This window comes from Pseudoalteromonas sp. XMcav1-K, from assembly GCF_044005875.1.
In the GTDB taxonomy this organism is placed as follows: Bacteria; Pseudomonadota; Gammaproteobacteria; order Enterobacterales; family Alteromonadaceae; genus Pseudoalteromonas; species Pseudoalteromonas spongiae.
This window is the reverse complement of record NZ_JBIPJE010000011.1, coordinates 1-17067: the sequence shown is the minus strand read 5'-3', so window position 1 is coordinate 17067 and position 17067 is coordinate 1. Positions and strand designations below refer to the sequence as shown.

Genomic DNA, 17067 nt, shown 5'->3' with positions numbered 1-17067 from the left:
TGAATGAAGTAACACGGACTATTAAACTACTCATTTTAGCGACGAAACTACACACCTATGGCCCGCCCCACTTGTAATACATGTCACTTTGTTAAAACTGATTGCATATGTGCACACGTTAAAACCCTTTCTAATTGCATCAACATCATTGTATTGCAACACAAAGGCGAAGAGAAAAACGCAAAGAATACAGTGCGATTGGCCGAGTTGATTTATTCAAATATAACGGTTTTAGTAGGTGAAAAACCTGAAGACTTTGACGCACTCAACGAACTGCCACAAAATTCCAGTGCCCTTTTGTACCCAACAGAAAATGCTGTGCCACTAGAAGACAACAATACCGCGTCACACCTTACCCATTTAATCGTGCTTGATGGTACCTGGAAAAAAGCGAATAAACTGTTTTTTAGTCTGGATATTTTGAGTCAGTTTAAACAGGTGAGTTTTAGCAAGCTACCTGAAAATCGGTATCATATTCGTAAAGCCAACCGTATGGATAGCTTATCGAGCTTAGAGGCGATTGCTTACGCTCTAAACTTAACGGAAAAACTACCGATGGAACCCGCCTACGCGGCATTAGAGGCAATGATGGAGAATCAATTTAAGCACATGCCCGCAGAAGTGCGAGCACGCTACAAACAAAACGATTAAGACTGGCTGTCGTCACTAATACGACTAGCCACAGCGCCAGATTGGCCTTTGTATTTTGCGTCTTTACGGCGGTTATAAGGGTTCTCTGCCGGACCAGACATGGTTTCAAAGCTAAGCGCCCCTATTTTCATATACGGGCGAAGGGCTAATGGCAATTTGCCTGAGTTATAAAACTCAAGCACGATATTACCTGACCAACCTGGATCAATTCGGTGAGCGGTTACATGAACCATTAAGCCTAAACGCGCAAGCGACGAACGGCCATCTAACCAACCTACGATATCGTCAGGCAAAGTGACACTTTCATACGTGATAGCAAGGGCAAGTTCACCCGGGTGTAGGAAGAATGCTTCTCCCTCTTCTAGCACAATTTCATCGCTCATAATCGATTCCATTGCCGCAGACACCAACTCTTTTGGACCACTTAAATCAACATAGGGTGCTTTATGATCCTGAAATACACGAAATTTGTTGCCTAATCGTAAATCGACCGTCACACCGGAAATCATGTCATCTTTTGGTGCAGGATCAATGCTAATTTTACCCGCGTTTAGATACTCTTTTATATGGGTATCGCATAATCGCATAGTTAATCGTCCGTTATAATAATTTCGACGGGATTGCTGCCACTTCCTTGATAAAACAAATGACTAGCAATAAGTTTTGCCGCTCGATTATAAATGGCAACGAGCGCCTTGTCAGCATTATGTGAAATAAACTCACCTGCTTCGCCACTTTCGCGAATGGCATGGGCCAGCGGCACTTGGCCAAGTAATGGTACATCAATACGCTGGGCAAGTGCTTTACCACCGTCTTCACCAAATACGTGGTTGATACCATTACAATGTTGACAGTGAAAGTAACTCATATTTTCAAGTAAACCTAAAATTGGCACTTTTACTTTATTAAACATGTCGATGCCCTTATTGGCATCGGCAAGCGCTAAATCTTGTGGTGTTGTAACAATCACAGCGCCACTTGCTGGAATTTTTTGCGACATAGTGAGCTGAATATCTCCCGTACCAGGAGGCATATCCACAATTAAATAATCAAGCTCAGGCCACGCGGTTTCGTTTAGTAGCTGCATCAGCGCTGTGGATGCCATAGGACCCCGCCACACTGTGGCATCCTCTTTGCCTAGCAAAAAGCCAATAGACTGAGCCGCCAGTCCATCTTTCATTATCGGCAACAGGGTATTGTCATCTTTTGCTTGAGGTTTAGCATCTTCGAGCCCCAGTAATAACGGAATAGATGGGCCATAAATATCGGCATCTAGCACCCCGACGGCTGCACCATTTTGCTTCAACGCATGAGCCAAATTAACGGCACTGGTTGATTTACCGACACCACCTTTGCCACTGGCAACTAAGATAATATGTTTAATCGTGCTATGGCGAAAAGGCTCGAGCAATTGCACCTGCACACTCACGTGCACCGGTTTTTGCAGTTGTTCTGAAAGAAACGCGGCGATTGCAGGCTGCTCTGTCGTGGCAGCAAAATGAAGCGTTAGAGCAACTTTAACACCGTCAACATCATCCACCGAGACTAAACTACACGCTTGTTGTAACCCCACAGGAAAGACGTCCGAGCGATAATCGCCGAGCAAACTGTTTATTTGCTCAAATAAGTCGGAATTTTGTGGTTTTTTCAGCGCTTTTTCGGCTGCTTTGGACCCTCGGAAAAGATTTTTAATATTAAACATGTAAATCTTCATTTGGCTAATGAAATACGCGCTGGAATTATGTAATATTCCTGACCTTAACTCCAGTTTTAAACTTAGCTTGTTGTACTGTTTAATATTCGCTTTCACAAGTTAGGTGTTACCCGTTGGGTATTTTAATGGTGTTGTCACCACACTAGTTTACGGTAAACGATATGTCGCAAAGAAAAATCTTAATTACAAGTGCATTGCCTTATGCAAATGGCCCGACTCACCTAGGCCATTTACTTGAGTACATTCAAACGGATATCTGGTCGCGCTTCCAGAAATTACGTGGTCACGAAACGTATTATGTATGTGCCGATGACGCGCACGGTACGCCGATTATGCTAAACGCGCAAAAACAAGGTATTACACCAGAAGAAATGGTGGCGAATGTAAGTGTTGAGCGCCAGCGCGACTTTGCTGACTTTCATATTAAATTTGATAATTACCACAGCACTCACTCAGAGGAAAATAAGCAGTTTTCTGAGTTAATTTATAACCGTCTAAATGATGGCGGCTATATTAAAAAACGTACTATTTCTCAGCTATTTGACGAAGAAAAAGGTATTTTCTTACCAGATCGTTTCGTAACAGGCACGTGCCCTCGCTGTAAAGCAGAAGACCAAAATGGCGACAGCTGTGACGCATGTGGCGCAACTTACAGCCCGACTGAGCTGGAAGCACCAAAATCTGTGATGTCTGGTTCAACACCAGTATTAAAGGATTCTGAGCATTACTTCTTCGATTTACCAGCATTTGAAGACATGTTGAAATCGTGGTTAACCTCAGGCGCAATTCAAGGCGAAATGGCAAACAAACTAAACGAGTGGTTTGAAGACGGCCTACAGCAGTGGGATATCAGCCGTGATGCACCATATTTTGGATTCGAAATTCCTGGTGCACCAGGTAAATACTTCTACGTATGGTTAGATGCGCCAATTGGTTACATGGCAAGCTTTAAAAACTTATGCGATAAATCTGGTCTAGAGTTCGACGCATTTTGGTCAACCGATTCGGATGCTGAGCTATATCACTTTATTGGTAAAGACATTGTCTATTTCCACAGCCTGTTTTGGCCAGCAATGTTAGAAGGTGCTGGTTTTAGAAAGCCAAATAATGTATTTGCTCACGGTTTTGTAACGGTAAATGGCGCTAAAATGTCTAAATCAAAAGGCACCTTTATTAAAGCGCGCACATACCTAGATCACATTAACAACCCTGAGTACTTACGTTACTACTTCGCGGCGAAGCTAAATTCGGGTATTACTGATTTAGATTTAAACCTTGAAGATTTTGCTCAGCGCGTTAACTCTGACTTGGTCGGTAAAGTAGTGAATATTGCGAGCCGTTGCGCTGGCTTTATCACCAAGAAATTTGATGGCAAGTTAAGCACTGATATTGCAGAGCCTGAATTACTTGCTGAGTTTGTAAACGCACAAGAAAGCATTGCAGCCTCATTTGAAAACCGCGAGTACAGCCGTGCCATTCGTGAGATTATGGCGTTAGCGGATAAAGCAAACCAATATATTGATGCTAAAGCACCGTGGGTGTTAATTAAGAACGAAGAAACCCAAAACGAAGCGCACCTTGTGTGTTCAATGGGTATTAACTTATTCAAATTATTAATGACTTACTTAAAGCCTGTGCTTCCAGCAATGGCCGAGCAAGTAGAAACGTTCTTGAACACAGAACTGACATGGCAGAGCATTAATACAGCACTAACTGGTCATGAAATTAGTAAGTTTAAAGCGCTTATGCAGCGTGTAGAAATGGATAAAGTTAACGCTATGCTTGAAGAATCAAAAGAAAGCCTTGCACCAGCAAAACCGGCAATTGACCCAAATAGCCCACTGGCAAAAGAGCCAATTGCTGACGAAATTGAGTTTAACGACTTTGCAAAGGTTGACCTACGCGTTGCTAAAATTGCAAAAGCAGAGCACGTCGAAGGCGCTGATAAGTTATTAAAGCTTACACTTGATTTAGGTGGTGAAACACGCCAAGTGTTTGCAGGCATTAAGTCAGCTTATCAACCAGAAGATATTGAGGGTAAGCTTACAGTTATGGTTGCAAACCTAAAACCACGTAAGATGCGCTTTGGTATGTCTGAAGGTATGGTGCTTGCTGCAGGTCCTGGCGGTAAAGAGATTTACATCTTAAACCCAGATGACGGTTCAGAGCCGGGTATGCGTGTAATGTAATAGCAATTCTGTTGAGAGTGTGTTCAGAAATGGCGCAGGGTAAATTCAGACGCTGTTAGCAAAATATATACCCGCTAGCATGAACAGCTATTCAAGTAAATTGGTAGAAAATACACACTTAAAAAAACCGCCCACTGGCGGTTTTTTTGTATCTCAACAATTTAATAGGCAAAGCGCTTTAAACGGTCATTACATACCTAAATTAAAGCTAAACGGGTTAAGCATAAATCGGGAAACTTAACTCACCTGTTTAATCGAGCGCATAAATGATTGATACGATGAGCTAATATCTTTTTGTGATTGTGATTTCAAGGCGCCTTCTAAGCCTTTAGCCATTTGACCCAACTCATCAAAGCCAAACATCCCTGCTGCGCCATAAATTGCATGGCACAGTTTAGCCAACTCTTTATTATCACCTAAACAAAATAGGTGCTCAGCGAGGGCTTTTTGTTCCATTAAGTTATTAATAAATTGCAAACGCATAATTTTTAAGTCTTGCTCTGGAATGGCCGCGACTTCAATTGGTATACCAGTATACTTGCTCAGTTTTTCATAAAACTCGGTTTGATCAATGGGTTTGGCAATATGATCATCAAAACCTACTGATAAATAGTGTTTAATTTCATCTGTCATAGCATTAGCAGTAAGCGCCAAAATCGGGCACGATACACCGGTTGAGCGCATTAATTCATGGGCTTCAATACCATCCATCACTGGCATTTGAATATCTAACAAAATAATATCAAACTCATCGGTGAAGGTGGCATCAACTGCCAGAGCACCATTTTCAACACACATAACCTGAAATCCTAAATTCTCAAGCATTCGGGATATAAACAGGCGATTATCTGGGTGGTCTTCTGCCAGCAAAATACTGCCTTCGAGTTTTTTAACCTCGCCAGATTGTTTTTTCTTGGTATTCGCTTCTTGAGTAACTTGGTATGAATCAAGCCACTTGGTTTCTGTGGTTGTATAACATGGCAGTGTAAAACTAAATTTTGATCCTTTGCCTGGTTTGCTCGAGACGTTTATTAAACCACCCAAGCGCTCAATTAAGTTTTTGGAAATATGTAAACCTAAACCAGTGCCACCATATTGCCGTGTGGTCGATATATCGCCCTGATGAAATGGCGTAAACAACTTTTTAACGGCTTGTTCATCCATGCCAATGCCTGTATCGACAATGGTAATTTTCAGGTCGTCCTCTTCCATTTCAACCTTAATACTGACACTGCCTTTTTTGGTAAATTTAACTGAGTTACTGGCTAGATTAAGTAAAATTTGGCGCAACCTAACGGGATCTGACATGATGGTATTAGGCAGCGGAAAATGGTAATCAATATTAAATTCAAGGCCTTTATCGCGCACTTGGCGCCCCAAAATTGAACCTACCTCGGAAAGTAGCTGGAAGATATTCGTTGGTACTTGCTCAATGGTAAGTTTGTTTGCTTCAATCTTAGATACATCCAGAATGTCATTAATTAGACTTAGTAAGTGTCGGCTGTTCTTTTGGATGACTTTAAGCGCATGACGCTGCTCGTTTTGCGTTAACGTGTTATCGCTGTTTAAGGTATCCACATAGCCTAAAATAGAGGTCATCGGCGTACGAATTTCATGACTCATATTGGCTAAGAAGCGTGATTTTGCCTGATTTGCGTCTTTAAGCTCATCAGTCAATACTTCAAGGGCGATGGTACGTTCACGTACTTTTAGTTCTAGGTTTTGACTTAAATCGATATTTTGCTGATTGATTAAACGCAATTTATCAGCCACCGCAAACGCCAATAACAAGGCATCTAACGTGGTGCCAATTAAGCCGTACAAGTAAAAGTTTGCGTTAACATCGCCCAATAACCCCAAGTTATTTAAATTGCCCACCATATTCGGCAGCAGCATAGCAATGTAAGCCAAAATAAAATAACGGGCTGGTTTAAAACCATGTTGCCAACTAAGTAAACCAGACGCCATGCCAATCACCATCATGGTTCCGGTAACGAGCGTGGCCCAGATAAAGCCGAACCCCGGCATAAACAAACTTATGGGAATGCCGGCGAGCGCGCCATAACCAATCCATAAAGCGACTTTTGCCAATTGGGGAAAGCGTTCATCCAGTCGTAAAAACGGAATAAAAAACAGTGCATTGGTAAGCGGTAGTAAAATAAAGCCTAACCAATGAACAGACGCGGTATTAACATTAAACAGCTGCTGTGGAATTAAAAAGAAATGACTCCACGCGAATACCCACGACGCGGTAAATAATGCATAGTACAAGTGCATTTTTTCTCGCGAAACAAAGTAAATCAGTAAATTATATAACCCAAGCGCTAAACCAATGCCAAAACAAAGCAGCATTATGGTTGAGTTTACAGTTGCTTGCTGTTCAAACTTGGAGGTGTGACTAACCGTTACTTTTGGCGCAGTGTAAAAATAGTTACTGGTGATGCGCATAATCACCATATATTGCTCACCTTGTTTTAAGTGAACACGATTGGCAAAATGAAATGGCACAATTAATGGATAATTAGCGCCGGAATACGTGGTTTGTACGCCATCTTTGGCAAAAACTCGTACCTCAATGTCATCAGCCATAAAGTTTGACGGCGCAAATACATAATCACCAGTAGCGAGTTGATTATCAATTGAAAGCGCATACCACACTTCATCGCCAAATATATTAGGTCGTTTTACGGCTTGTGCTTTGTGCTGCCAAGTTAGGGATTCTTGAAAGCTCAGCGGAAAGCTTAGAGGCTGTGAGTTATCAATTTGTACCGCGTGGGTTAATACATTACTACCGAGTTGTTCTTCAGACAGAACAGTTGCTGAGGCCAAAATTGGACTCAGCAAACACCAACATATCAGTAAAAAGTATATCCCACGTGTTCTGATCATCTACTGCTTTCCGAACAAGAATTAAAATTGATAACGCAGATTTACGCCATATTGACGGCCTTCGGCTTTAAAATCTTCGAGCATGCCTAAAAATGAGCTCAGGTCGAACTTTAAGTGACTGTACTCTTCATCTGTTAAGTTTTTACCCCACAGATTAACATGCCAATTTGCAATGCGATACGATACGTTTGCGTGCCATAACAATACATCATCCTGCATCGCAAACTCATTCATGTTCTGGTCAAAGTAATATTCCGACTGGTAATCGTTGCCAATGCCAAACGTAAGTTCGCTTTTATCAAAATTAATGCGGTAATTTACGTTGCTTGAAATATTCCATTCAGATGTAAATGGTAAACGGTTATCGGTAAGCTGATTACCAAGTGGATCGGTATATTCGTCAAATTCTGCATGAGGTAAGTAGCCAATATTAAGCACGATATCTAAATCGCTGCCGACAAACCACGTATTTTCAAATTCCACACCATAAATTGTTGATGAAGCGACATTTTCTAATAGCTGTAACGGCGGCGCATTAGGTGTAGCGCTCGCCTGATTCATAAACACTTGCTGATCTTGATAATCATAATGGAATGCTGCAGCTGAGATTTTCCACGCATTATCAAACAGCTCTGTACGCAGGCCCAATTCATTCGCAATCAAATATTCAGGACCATATGCAGCTAGCTTTGCCTGCTCTTCGGTAGCAATAAAGCCGCCATAGTAACCGCCACTTTTATAACCATTGGAAAGTGAATAATAAAATTGCGTGCCATTTAATGTTTGATAATTAAGCGCTAACTTTCCTGATAGCTGCTCATCGCTTTCATCACCAGACACGCTGTAGTAATCAATTGTTTGTCCAAGCAAATCACTTGGGTCGAGCACAAGGTTTAAATCGCTATCGGATTCATATTTAACCGTTTCATCGGTATAGCGCGTGCCAAGCACCACGGTAAATTGCGAATTGACTTGCCAATCAAACTGGGCAAACAAGGCTGCAGATTCAACGTTAATGGTATTATCATAAAAGAAGGTCGTCGTTAAACTAGGATCAAGCACGCCACGTAGGTCACGCAGAATGTCATTGAAGTTATTTTGTTTAATATCTTCATGTAAGTAAAACAAGCCCGCCATTAAATGCCCAACATCGAACTTTGACGATACGCGAATTTCCTGACTAAACGCATCATCTTTGGTACCCAAATGGCCTTCACATAGCTGGGCTGGACTGCCGTCACAATTGAAGCCGTGATCGCGGTTAAGGGAGTTATATGCGGTAATGCTAGTGAGCTGAGTTACATCGTTAAATTGATAATTAAGTTTTAGCGACGCACCAATATTTTCCGTATCGTGTTCTTGCTCATTATTCACCATAACATCGAAAAAATTCTCACTGCCATCGTTAAAGCCAAACGCATCAAAGCAGCTATTTGAGCCAAGTTCGTCTTTACTGCATAAAGAACCATCGGCAGGATTTTTAAATATGCCAATAGAGCCAACTGGATTTACTCGGCCATCCCAGTCATTGCCATTGATTTTGAACAGCATATCAAAGTTATCCCATTGCCCATAAACAGCAATACGATAATCGGTTTGCACCATATTCGCTTGTTCTGAATCAGGAAGTAAATTGTTGGTAGAATAATCATATTCTTTTGAGCTCACCGCTACTCGCGCCGCGATTGAATCACTCAACGGAAGATTCGCCACACCTTCAAGCAAACCAAAGTTTAGATTACCTCGCCCTACTTTTATGTAGCCATCTAAATTATTTAGCTCGGGTAACTTATTACGAACTAATATTGCCCCACCGGTACTATTGCGTCCAAATAAGGTACCTTGCGGTCCGCGCAGCACCTCGACGCTTTCGATGTCAAATAAGTTAACTAATTGATTATTGGCAGCACCAACAGATACATCATCCTGATAAATCGCAATAGGCGATGTATTTGATGTGTTGTAATCAATTAGGCCAACGCCACGGATATTTACAGCGGGCGTTGTACCCTCTGCGGCATTTTGGGAGATTTTAACGTTTGGAATTAAATGACCGATGGCGGTGATGTCTTTTAACTGCTCCGCATTAATCTGCTCACCATCTATTCTCGACAGGGTTACACTTACTTGTTTAATCGGTTGTGCACGTTTTGTAGCATAGACCTCAATCACCTCCATATCACTTTTAGTTGATTGAGCAAACGAAGGGGCGCAAGCAAGCGCGCAGGCAACATAAAGTAAGCGTAGTTTCATACGTAAGAGCATTCTTTTGTTAGTTATAAATGTAAGTATAATCAGTGAATTGCAAAGGTACTAATTTTTTCGCTATTGTACCTCAAAGCCATTAAAGTGTTTTGTTTGAATATAATCCCACGACACCTTTTCCACCTCAGCTTTACTTGGCCCTTGCTCTAAAAACTCAGTGAACTTAATGAGTTTTAAGTCTTGGCCAGTGGCTTCAACTTCTACTTCACCATTAGCAAGGTTTTTTGCATAGCCACTAATGCCTAATTGCTCTGCAACTTGCTTGACTGACGCGCGATAAAAAACCCCTTGTACGCGCCCAGCAACAATAGCTTTTAAGGTTCGCTCTGACATATCCACACCAATTTAATAGCAACTGTTTAAACAAACTTAGTCGGTCACTCTAGTATTGCCAAATTTTTCATAATAATTCGCAAAACTGTCACCTTCAACGGCGTCAATACTTTGCAAAAGACAGGCTATTGCCTGCTCTCTTGCCGTGAAATTAAACTGCTGCGAATCTGGATTTACAAAGCCATGGCGATATGGCGCGCGATAAAGAGAAAGCGCAGTTTTTGGCAACAACGCATCAATTATTTGGTTTTGGTCAAAATGCGCTTCGTATTGCGCAAACACAATATGCCAAGGCACCGCAGGCTGCACTTCTAGATAGTTTCGGATCTGCCCCGGGTAAAAAGCTATCGCTTTTTTAAGTGACGGCAACAAGTGTTGTCCCGCCCAAACTGCCGCGCCGCCAGCACTGAAACCAAGGGCTATATCAATTTCACCCGCATTTTCCAAACTTTTTAAGCGTAACAGATAGTTATCCATACCACCTGATTGTAAAAAATACTGATAGGCGTCTGATTCATTCGCAAATGCTGGGGGGTTATGCTCGTACGGTGAAAGAGACGTAACTGAATGATGTGACGCTAAGCGTTCACAAAGTGCCAAATGTGATGGGGTTCCACCAAAAATATCTGTGGCAATAAGAATCTTCATAGCAATTGTCCGACTGCAAAAGCGTATTCTACTTGTAAGCACCTACGAGGTTAACTAAAATAACGACCTTTTTTACCTGCAACAACCGGAGCCATTATGTCTGGGGTTATTTATCTTCAACCAGGGCGTGAAAAGTCGTTAAAGCGCAAACACCCTTGGATTTTTTCTAAAGCCATTAAAAAAGTTAAGGGCAACCCGGGCTTAGGTGACACCGTTAGCGTTTACGATGCAGATGGTAAATTTTTAGCAATTGCTGCTTACAGTCCGCAATCACAAATTCGCGCACGTGTTTGGTCGTTTGATGAAAATACCATTGTTGATACAGACTTTTTCTATAACCGATTAAAGCAAGCCCTAAGTTTACGCGATTATGTTATTGAAGAAGGCGGGCTAACCGGTTTTAGATTGTGTGCCGCAGAATCAGACGGCCTACCGGGCATCACCATTGACAAGTTTGATAACTACTTAGTGTGCCAGTTACTAAGTGCCGGTGCCGAACGCCATAAAGGCGAATTAGTACAAGCACTAATTAAATTATTCCCAGGTTGCAATGTATATGAACGTTCTGACGTTGATGTACGCAAAAAAGAAGGCTTGGAGCCAATTACTGGCGTATTACACGGCAGTGCACCAACCGAGCCGGTTAAAATAATGGAAAATGGCTTAGCGTTGGAAGTGGATATTTTAGGCGGCCACAAAACCGGTTTTTACTTAGACCAACGCGATAGTCGTAATGCGCTGAGTCGTTTCTCTAAAGATAAAACCGTACTTAACTGCTTTAGCTATACAGGCACATTTAGTCTGTACGCATTAAAAGCAGGCTGCGAAAAAGTGACTAATGTCGATGTATCAGAGAGTGCACTCGCCATTGCCAAACGCAATGTCGAGCATAACAACCTTGATCTATCAAAAGTAGACTTTATTAAACAAGACGTTTTCAAATTACTGCGTGAATATCGTGAAAACGGCGTGAAATTTGATACGATTGTAATGGATCCACCTAAGTTTGCAGACAGCAAAGCACAATTGACCGGTGCATGCCGTGGTTATAAAGACATCAATATGATTGCCATGCAAATTTTAAAACCAGGTGGCACGTTATTAACCTTCTCATGCTCTGGTTTAATGGAACAGAATTTATTCCAAAAAGTGGTTGCCGATGCGGCATTAGATGCGGGCCGAGAGCTGCGTATTATGGAACGATTAAATCAAGCACCAGATCACCCAATTGCGGGGGAATACCCTGAAGGATTCTACCTTAAGGGCCTTATCTGTAAGGTACTATAAAGACTTAAACTGTCAGATTCAGGTATTGCATCTGACAGTTCTTTTTAAGTTTCAAATTTAACAGTCACCGCCCCCGCCAGAACAATCGCCACCGTTTGAACCACTATCACCACCGAGAAATCCACCGCCACTAAAGCTAGTTCCATTGGTTCCGCTTCTAGAGTTACTAACACCAGATGAAAGAAGTGATGCTTTAATTAAAGTGGTAATAATCAGTATCACAAAAATAATCGGGCACACTATCGCTTGCAAGTTTGATTCAGAATACACATCGGTAAAATACCCAGATGCGACTAGGCCTAGTACTATCATTATCCATGACCACATACACATATCCTTTTTGCTAAAATCAAAACTACGTTGCCGCCCTTAGTGCGTTGTGTCAACACTAAATTCTTTATATTCAATAAAGTAACGCTAAGATCTAGGGTCTGTTGACCTTTAAAGTTCGTTTTATTTCAGGTAGATTTTGCCATTAAAAAAGGAGCATCATGCTCCTTTTTTAATTTATTTCCAGTACTTCTAAACCCAGCAAATATTCTTGATCTTCTATTTCGCTGCAGCGCACCACAGTTGCTAGTGCATCAAGTGCCGGCACACTGTTATTGGTGGCATCGATACGTACTTTTACTTGCGTACTTACCTCTAATGGCTCATCGATTTCAATCGCCATTCCCGTTGCACTTAAATCTCGGCATACACCATCAATTTTACGGCCAGCTTCTGAATCTAAAATTACTAGCTGTGCTTCGGCATTTACTAACATGCGAAAAAAATTACGCTTGTCTTCATACAACATTAGATTTCCCCTAAACTTCCTGTCGCAGGTTTATTATTACCACAGCAAATGCCGATTTCCAATAACAAAAAATTTACATTTACTTGTGATATTTATTCGCCACTTCTCTCTTTGATTGCATTTTGTATGCGCTTCAACGAGATAGGATACGCTGTACCTAAATTCTGTGCAAACATTGAAATGCGCAGTTCTTCAATCATCCAGCGTACTTCCTCAAGTTTCTGTTTTTCACTGTTTGAACGCGCTTTACCAAGTGCATCGCTAAGTAGCTTTTGTGCTTTTTCCACATCCAACATTTTAAGTTTATCTTGATGCGGGTCAATCGGCAGTTTTTCTAATCGTCGCTCAATGCCTTTTAAATAGCGGATCACATCTTTGATGCGCTTGGCGCCGTGACGGGTGACAAAGCCTTTAAAAATAAGCTGTGATAACTGTTCTTTAATATCGCCTTGCGCCAAGATCATAGTGAGATCAGTTTTACCTTTAAGCTTTTTATTCAAGCCACTAACTAGGCTAAGTGCCGCTTCAACATCGAGTGCAATAGCAACAACTGCATCACCCAACTCACCGCGAATGGTTTCTTTAATCTCGGAAAACGATTGCTCATCGCGTACAGCGCTACTCGTAGCCAAAATGTCATCAACTGCGGCGGCAATACAATCGTCAATCAGTTCGTTAATTTTACCAAACGGATTAAAATAAAGGCCTAACTTCGCCTTGTTTGGCAGTTTTTGCTGTAAATACTTAATCGGCGATGGAATGTTTAATAACACTAAACGGCGTAAGCCTTTTAAGTGTGCACTATCTGCTTTGTCTTTAGCATCAAACAATTTAATGCTTGTGGATTTTCCTTCATCTACTAAAGCTGGATACGCCTTAACCTCGTACTGACCTTGTTTTTGTACGTAAGATGCCGGTAATTCACCAAATGACCATTCAATTAAGTCACTTTGTTCTATGCCTTTTTCAGCCACTTTGGCAAGATTGTCACTTACTTTACCTTTCAGTTTTTCTTTAAGCTCAGTTAAGTCGAAACCACTTGCAAGCAATTTATTTTTATCATCTCTAATGGCAAACTGAAGTTTCAAATGACTTGGCAACGCAGAATAATCCCATTCTTGTGCTTTAATTGTAATACCTGACATACGCAATAACTGCTTACTGATTGCTTCAATAAAACTGCCCTGCATTGGCTCAAGCGACGCCATTACGGCATCAGCGTAATTAGGCGCTGGCACAAAATTACGGCGCGTTGTTTTCGGTAACGATTTGATTAACGCAGTTATTAACTCATGACGAAACGCCGGAATATGCCAATCAAAACCTGTATCTTCCACTTGGTTTAACAGCGCTAAAGGCACCTGCACCACTACACCATCCAATGCTTGCCCCGGTTCAAAATGATATTCTAACGGGAAGAACAAATTGCCTTGCTGCCAAACGTCAGGGTAATTGTCTTTACTAATATGAGCCGCATCATGTTGCATTAACGCCGCTTTATCCATATGCAGGTATTTTGGCTCAGTTTTCTTTTTACTCTTCCACCAAGTATTAAACTCAACGCGACTGGTGATATTATCTGGCAATCGTTGATGGTAAAAGTCCATCAAGGTTTCTTCATCGACTAAAATATCGCGACGGCGCGCTTTGTGCTCAAGATCTTGTACTTCATCAATCAGCTTTTGATTAAAGTTTAAAAAGCTTTCACTTTGACCAAGCTGTTGTTCAACCAACGCACTGCGTATAAAAATTTCACGGCTTAACTTGGCGTCTATTTTATTAAATTGCACACTTTTACGTGACACAATGGTTAAGCCATATAGGGTTTGCTGTTCAAACGCCATTACCGCGCCCGCTTTCTTTTGCCAGTGCGGTTCACTGTAACTGCGATTCACCAAATGCTGTGCAAGTGGCGCAACCCATGCAAGATCTATCTTGGCATTAATACGGGCAAAGAGTTTACTGGTTTCAACGAGCTCTGCGGCCACTAACCATTTCGGTGACTTTTTGAAAAGACCTGAGCCTGGGAATACAAAGAACTTACTTTGACGCGCCCCTGTGTATTGCTGATTTTCATCTTTCATACCAATGTGGCTGAGCATACCTGCCAAAATTGACTTATGAATTGCTTCGTAATCGCTCGGGTTTTGGTTAATTTTAAAACCCATTTCTTCGCATGTTGATACCAGTTGATAAACAATATCTTGCCATTCACGCACACGCATATAAGCAAAGAATTCGTTTTGGCAAAGCTTTCTAAATTGGCTGCGCGACAACGCTTGTTGTTGCTCTTCTAAATAACGCCATAAATTTAAAAAGCCGATAAAATCAGAATTTTTGTCCGCAAAGCGGCTATGGCTTTCTTGTGCTTTGGCTTTTTTGTCTTGCGGGAATTCTCGTGGATCTTGAATCGATAACGCCGCCACAATCACAATCGCTTCGAACATGGTGTCGAAATCTTTCGCTGCGTGCACAATTTTAGCTAGCCGCGGGTCAACTGGTAAGCGGCTTAATTCGCGCCCTGCTTTAGTCAGCTTATAATCTTTCTTTCGTGTAACCGGTGTAATTGCCTGAATTTCTTCGAGTAAGCGAAGACCATCGGTAATATTACGGTTATCTGGTGCTTGCACAAATGGGAATTTCGCAATATCGCCTAAGCCAAGTGCCAACATTTGCAAAATAACTGACGCTAAATTTGTGCGTAGAATTTCAGGGTCGGTAAATTCAGGGCGGCCCAAAAAGTCTTCTTCTGAATAAAGACGAATACAAATACCTTCCGCCACACGACCACATCGCCCTTTACGCTGATTGGCACTGGCCTGCGAAATTGCTTCAATTGGTAAACGTTGAACCTTAGTACGGTAGCTGTATCGGCTAATGCGTGCCGTACCAGGATCGATAACATAACGAATGCCCGGAACCGTAAGTGACGTTTCTGCAACGTTAGTAGACAATACAATGCGACGGCCAGAGTGCGAGGCAAAAATACGATTTTGCTCAGCATTTGAAAGGCGCGCATAAAGTGGCAGCACTTCGGTATTTGCAAGGCCGCGTTTTGCGAGCGCATCGGCAGTATCGCGAATTTCACGCTCTCCATTCATAAAAATAAGAATATCGCCCGGCCCAGCTTGCATTAGCTCATCAACCGCATCAAAAATACCTTGCAGTTGATCGCCCTCTGCTTCCATCTCTGTTTTGTCGATTTCCGTTAACGGACGGTAACGTACCTCAACAGGGTAAGTGCGGCCCGATACTTCAATAATCGGCGCATTGTTAAAATGCTTTGAAAATCGCTCGGGATCGATGGTTGCCGAGGTGATAATCAGTTTTAAATCGGGGCGTTTGGGTAACAGGTTTTTCAAATAACCTAAAATAAAGTCGATATTTAAACTGCGTTCGTGCGCTTCATCGATAATGATGGTGTCGTACTGGTTTAAAAATCTATCTTGTTGAATTTCCGCAAGCAACACACCATCAGTCATCAGCTTCAAATAGCTTGAGTTAGAAACTTGATCACTAAAGCGAATTTTAAAACCCACTTTATCACCTATGGTAGTGCCAATTTCCTCAGCAACACGGGCGGCAACACTGCGCGCAGCTAATCGGCGTGGTTGGGTGTGGCCAATTAAACCTGCAACACCTCGGCCAAGCTCTAAACAAATTTTAGGTAACTGAGTGGTTTTACCTGAACCGGTTTCACCCGCGACAATCACCACCTGATTTTCGCTAATGGCTTTTTTAATATCGTCTTTTTTCTGACTAACTGGTAGGTTTACTGGATAACTCACCTTTGGCAGTTGCTTTAAACGTAACTCCCTCAGCTCGATGCTTTTTTCAATGTCTTTTGTAATTGTGGTAAGCACCTTCACCTGTTTTGCTTCATCATTTATTTTTTTCACACCATCGAGGCGACGTTTGAAGAAAAACTGATCTTTCTTAAGACAATTTTTTAAGAGTGAATAGAGCTGCTGTTGTGGATTAGCCATAGATAGAATAAAGCGGAATTTCAAAAGGCCAATAATAACAAATTGATTGTCATAAAATAAGGGAAGCATTGCGCTTCCCTTATTTTAATTTTATTCAACTAGGGTCTGTTGATCTTCGCTGTTCTATTTTCGTTATGTTTGAGCGTGCTTTTATCGCGGCGCTCGGTGTGTGGGCTAGCAATCTAAGCGAATATCGAGCAAAGCTTCCGCGTCCTGCTCACGCCCCTTACCTACATCCATATAGGCAACAATGAGAAAAGTGCGCTCAAAAGAACCGTTCGGCAGCGCTTGATTGGCTTTTCTACT

General features: G+C 41.8%; 12 protein-coding genes. 3 read left to right on the top strand and 9 right to left on the bottom strand.

Annotated features, from left to right (window positions below):
* Window positions 1-57 precede the first annotated feature (57 nt).
* On the top strand, window positions 58-651 hold the full coding sequence (locus ACHSBP_RS00290; protein WP_395387901.1) for a tRNA-uridine aminocarboxypropyltransferase: 594 nt from the start codon (window positions 58-60) through the stop codon (window positions 649-651).
* On the opposite strand, the gene dcd is transcribed toward ACHSBP_RS00290, so the two are convergent.
* A complete protein-coding gene (gene dcd, locus ACHSBP_RS00285; protein WP_010560300.1) occupies window positions 648-1238 on the bottom strand; it encodes a dCTP deaminase in 591 nt (196 codons plus the stop codon). The genes ACHSBP_RS00290 and dcd overlap by 4 nt on opposite strands.
* Window positions 1239-1240: 2 nt before the next feature.
* Complete coding sequence (gene apbC, locus ACHSBP_RS00280; protein ID WP_336434864.1) at window positions 1241-2353, bottom strand: iron-sulfur cluster carrier protein ApbC; 1113 nt, start codon at window positions 2351-2353, stop codon at window positions 1241-1243.
* 173 nt (window positions 2354-2526) lie between these two features.
* Here apbC and metG point away from each other — a divergent pair, with 173 nt between their 5' ends.
* The gene (gene metG / locus ACHSBP_RS00275; protein ID WP_395387900.1) at window positions 2527-4554 is read left to right on the top strand and encodes a methionine--tRNA ligase; all 2028 of its coding nucleotides are present in this window, start codon (window positions 2527-2529) and stop codon (window positions 4552-4554) included.
* A gap of 237 nt (window positions 4555-4791) precedes the next feature.
* Here the strand turns inward: metG and ACHSBP_RS00270 are convergent, their stop codons facing one another.
* From ACHSBP_RS00270 to ACHSBP_RS00255, 4 genes are all read right to left on the bottom strand, one after another.
* Window positions 4792-7443: an ATP-binding protein gene (locus ACHSBP_RS00270; RefSeq protein WP_395387899.1), complete on the bottom strand. Its 2652-nt coding sequence runs from the start codon at window positions 7441-7443 to the stop codon at window positions 4792-4794.
* A gap of 21 nt (window positions 7444-7464) precedes the next feature.
* Window positions 7465-9696 carry a TonB-dependent receptor gene (locus ACHSBP_RS00265; protein WP_395387898.1) on the bottom strand — a complete coding sequence of 744 codons (2232 nt, stop codon included), beginning with the start codon at window positions 9694-9696 and terminating at the stop codon, window positions 7465-7467.
* A 72-nt stretch (window positions 9697-9768) separates the two neighbouring features.
* Window positions 9769-10041: an acylphosphatase gene (locus ACHSBP_RS00260; protein ID WP_395387897.1), complete on the bottom strand. Its 273-nt coding sequence runs from the start codon at window positions 10039-10041 to the stop codon at window positions 9769-9771.
* Between the two features lie 36 nt (window positions 10042-10077).
* Entirely contained in the window at window positions 10078-10689 is a 612-nt protein-coding gene (locus ACHSBP_RS00255; RefSeq protein ID WP_395387896.1) for a dienelactone hydrolase family protein, read from the bottom strand.
* 96 nt (window positions 10690-10785) lie between these two features.
* On the opposite strand from ACHSBP_RS00255, the gene ACHSBP_RS00250 reads away from it, so the two are divergent.
* The gene (locus ACHSBP_RS00250) at window positions 10786-11976 is read left to right on the top strand and encodes a class I SAM-dependent methyltransferase (RefSeq protein ID WP_395387895.1); all 1191 of its coding nucleotides are present in this window, start codon (window positions 10786-10788) and stop codon (window positions 11974-11976) included.
* Window positions 11977-12033: 57 nt separating this feature from the next.
* On the opposite strand, the gene ACHSBP_RS00245 is transcribed toward ACHSBP_RS00250, so the two are convergent.
* The 3 genes from ACHSBP_RS00245 to hrpA form a co-directional block, all read right to left on the bottom strand.
* Window positions 12034-12303 carry a hypothetical protein gene (locus ACHSBP_RS00245; protein WP_395387894.1) on the bottom strand — a complete coding sequence of 90 codons (270 nt, stop codon included), beginning with the start codon at window positions 12301-12303 and terminating at the stop codon, window positions 12034-12036.
* A gap of 175 nt (window positions 12304-12478) precedes the next feature.
* Window positions 12479-12775 carry a PilZ domain-containing protein gene (locus ACHSBP_RS00240; protein ID WP_010560309.1) on the bottom strand — a complete coding sequence of 99 codons (297 nt, stop codon included), beginning with the start codon at window positions 12773-12775 and terminating at the stop codon, window positions 12479-12481.
* Between the two features lie 92 nt (window positions 12776-12867).
* Window positions 12868-16761, bottom strand: a complete 3894-nt coding sequence (gene hrpA, locus ACHSBP_RS00235; RefSeq protein WP_395387916.1) for an ATP-dependent RNA helicase HrpA — start codon at window positions 16759-16761, stop codon at window positions 12868-12870.
* Between the last annotated feature and the right edge of the window lie 306 nt (window positions 16762-17067).

Bases quoted from the DNA above. Each gene is read 5' to 3' on its own strand.
- ACHSBP_RS00290 (WP_395387901.1), top strand. From the start codon at position 58: ATGGCCCGCCCCACTTGTAATACATGTCACTTTGTTAAAACTGATTGC.
- dcd (WP_010560300.1), bottom strand. From the start codon at position 1,238: ATGCGATTATGCGATACCCATATAAAAGAGTATCTAAACGCGGGTAAA.
- apbC (WP_336434864.1), bottom strand. From the start codon at position 2,353: ATGTTTAATATTAAAAATCTTTTCCGAGGGTCCAAAGCAGCCGAAAAA.
- metG (WP_395387900.1), top strand. From the start codon at position 2,527: ATGTCGCAAAGAAAAATCTTAATTACAAGTGCATTGCCTTATGCAAAT.
- ACHSBP_RS00270 (WP_395387899.1), bottom strand. From the start codon at position 7,443: ATGATCAGAACACGTGGGATATACTTTTTACTGATATGTTGGTGTTTG.
- ACHSBP_RS00265 (WP_395387898.1), bottom strand. From the start codon at position 9,696: ATGAAACTACGCTTACTTTATGTTGCCTGCGCGCTTGCTTGCGCCCCT.
- ACHSBP_RS00260 (WP_395387897.1), bottom strand. From the start codon at position 10,041: ATGTCAGAGCGAACCTTAAAAGCTATTGTTGCTGGGCGCGTACAAGGG.
- ACHSBP_RS00255 (WP_395387896.1), bottom strand. From the start codon at position 10,689: ATGAAGATTCTTATTGCCACAGATATTTTTGGTGGAACCCCATCACAT.
- ACHSBP_RS00250 (WP_395387895.1), top strand. From the start codon at position 10,786: ATGTCTGGGGTTATTTATCTTCAACCAGGGCGTGAAAAGTCGTTAAAG.
- ACHSBP_RS00245 (WP_395387894.1), bottom strand. From the start codon at position 12,303: ATGTGGTCATGGATAATGATAGTACTAGGCCTAGTCGCATCTGGGTAT.
- ACHSBP_RS00240 (WP_010560309.1), bottom strand. From the start codon at position 12,775: ATGTTGTATGAAGACAAGCGTAATTTTTTTCGCATGTTAGTAAATGCC.
- hrpA (WP_395387916.1), bottom strand. From the start codon at position 16,761: ATGGCTAATCCACAACAGCAGCTCTATTCACTCTTAAAAAATTGTCTT.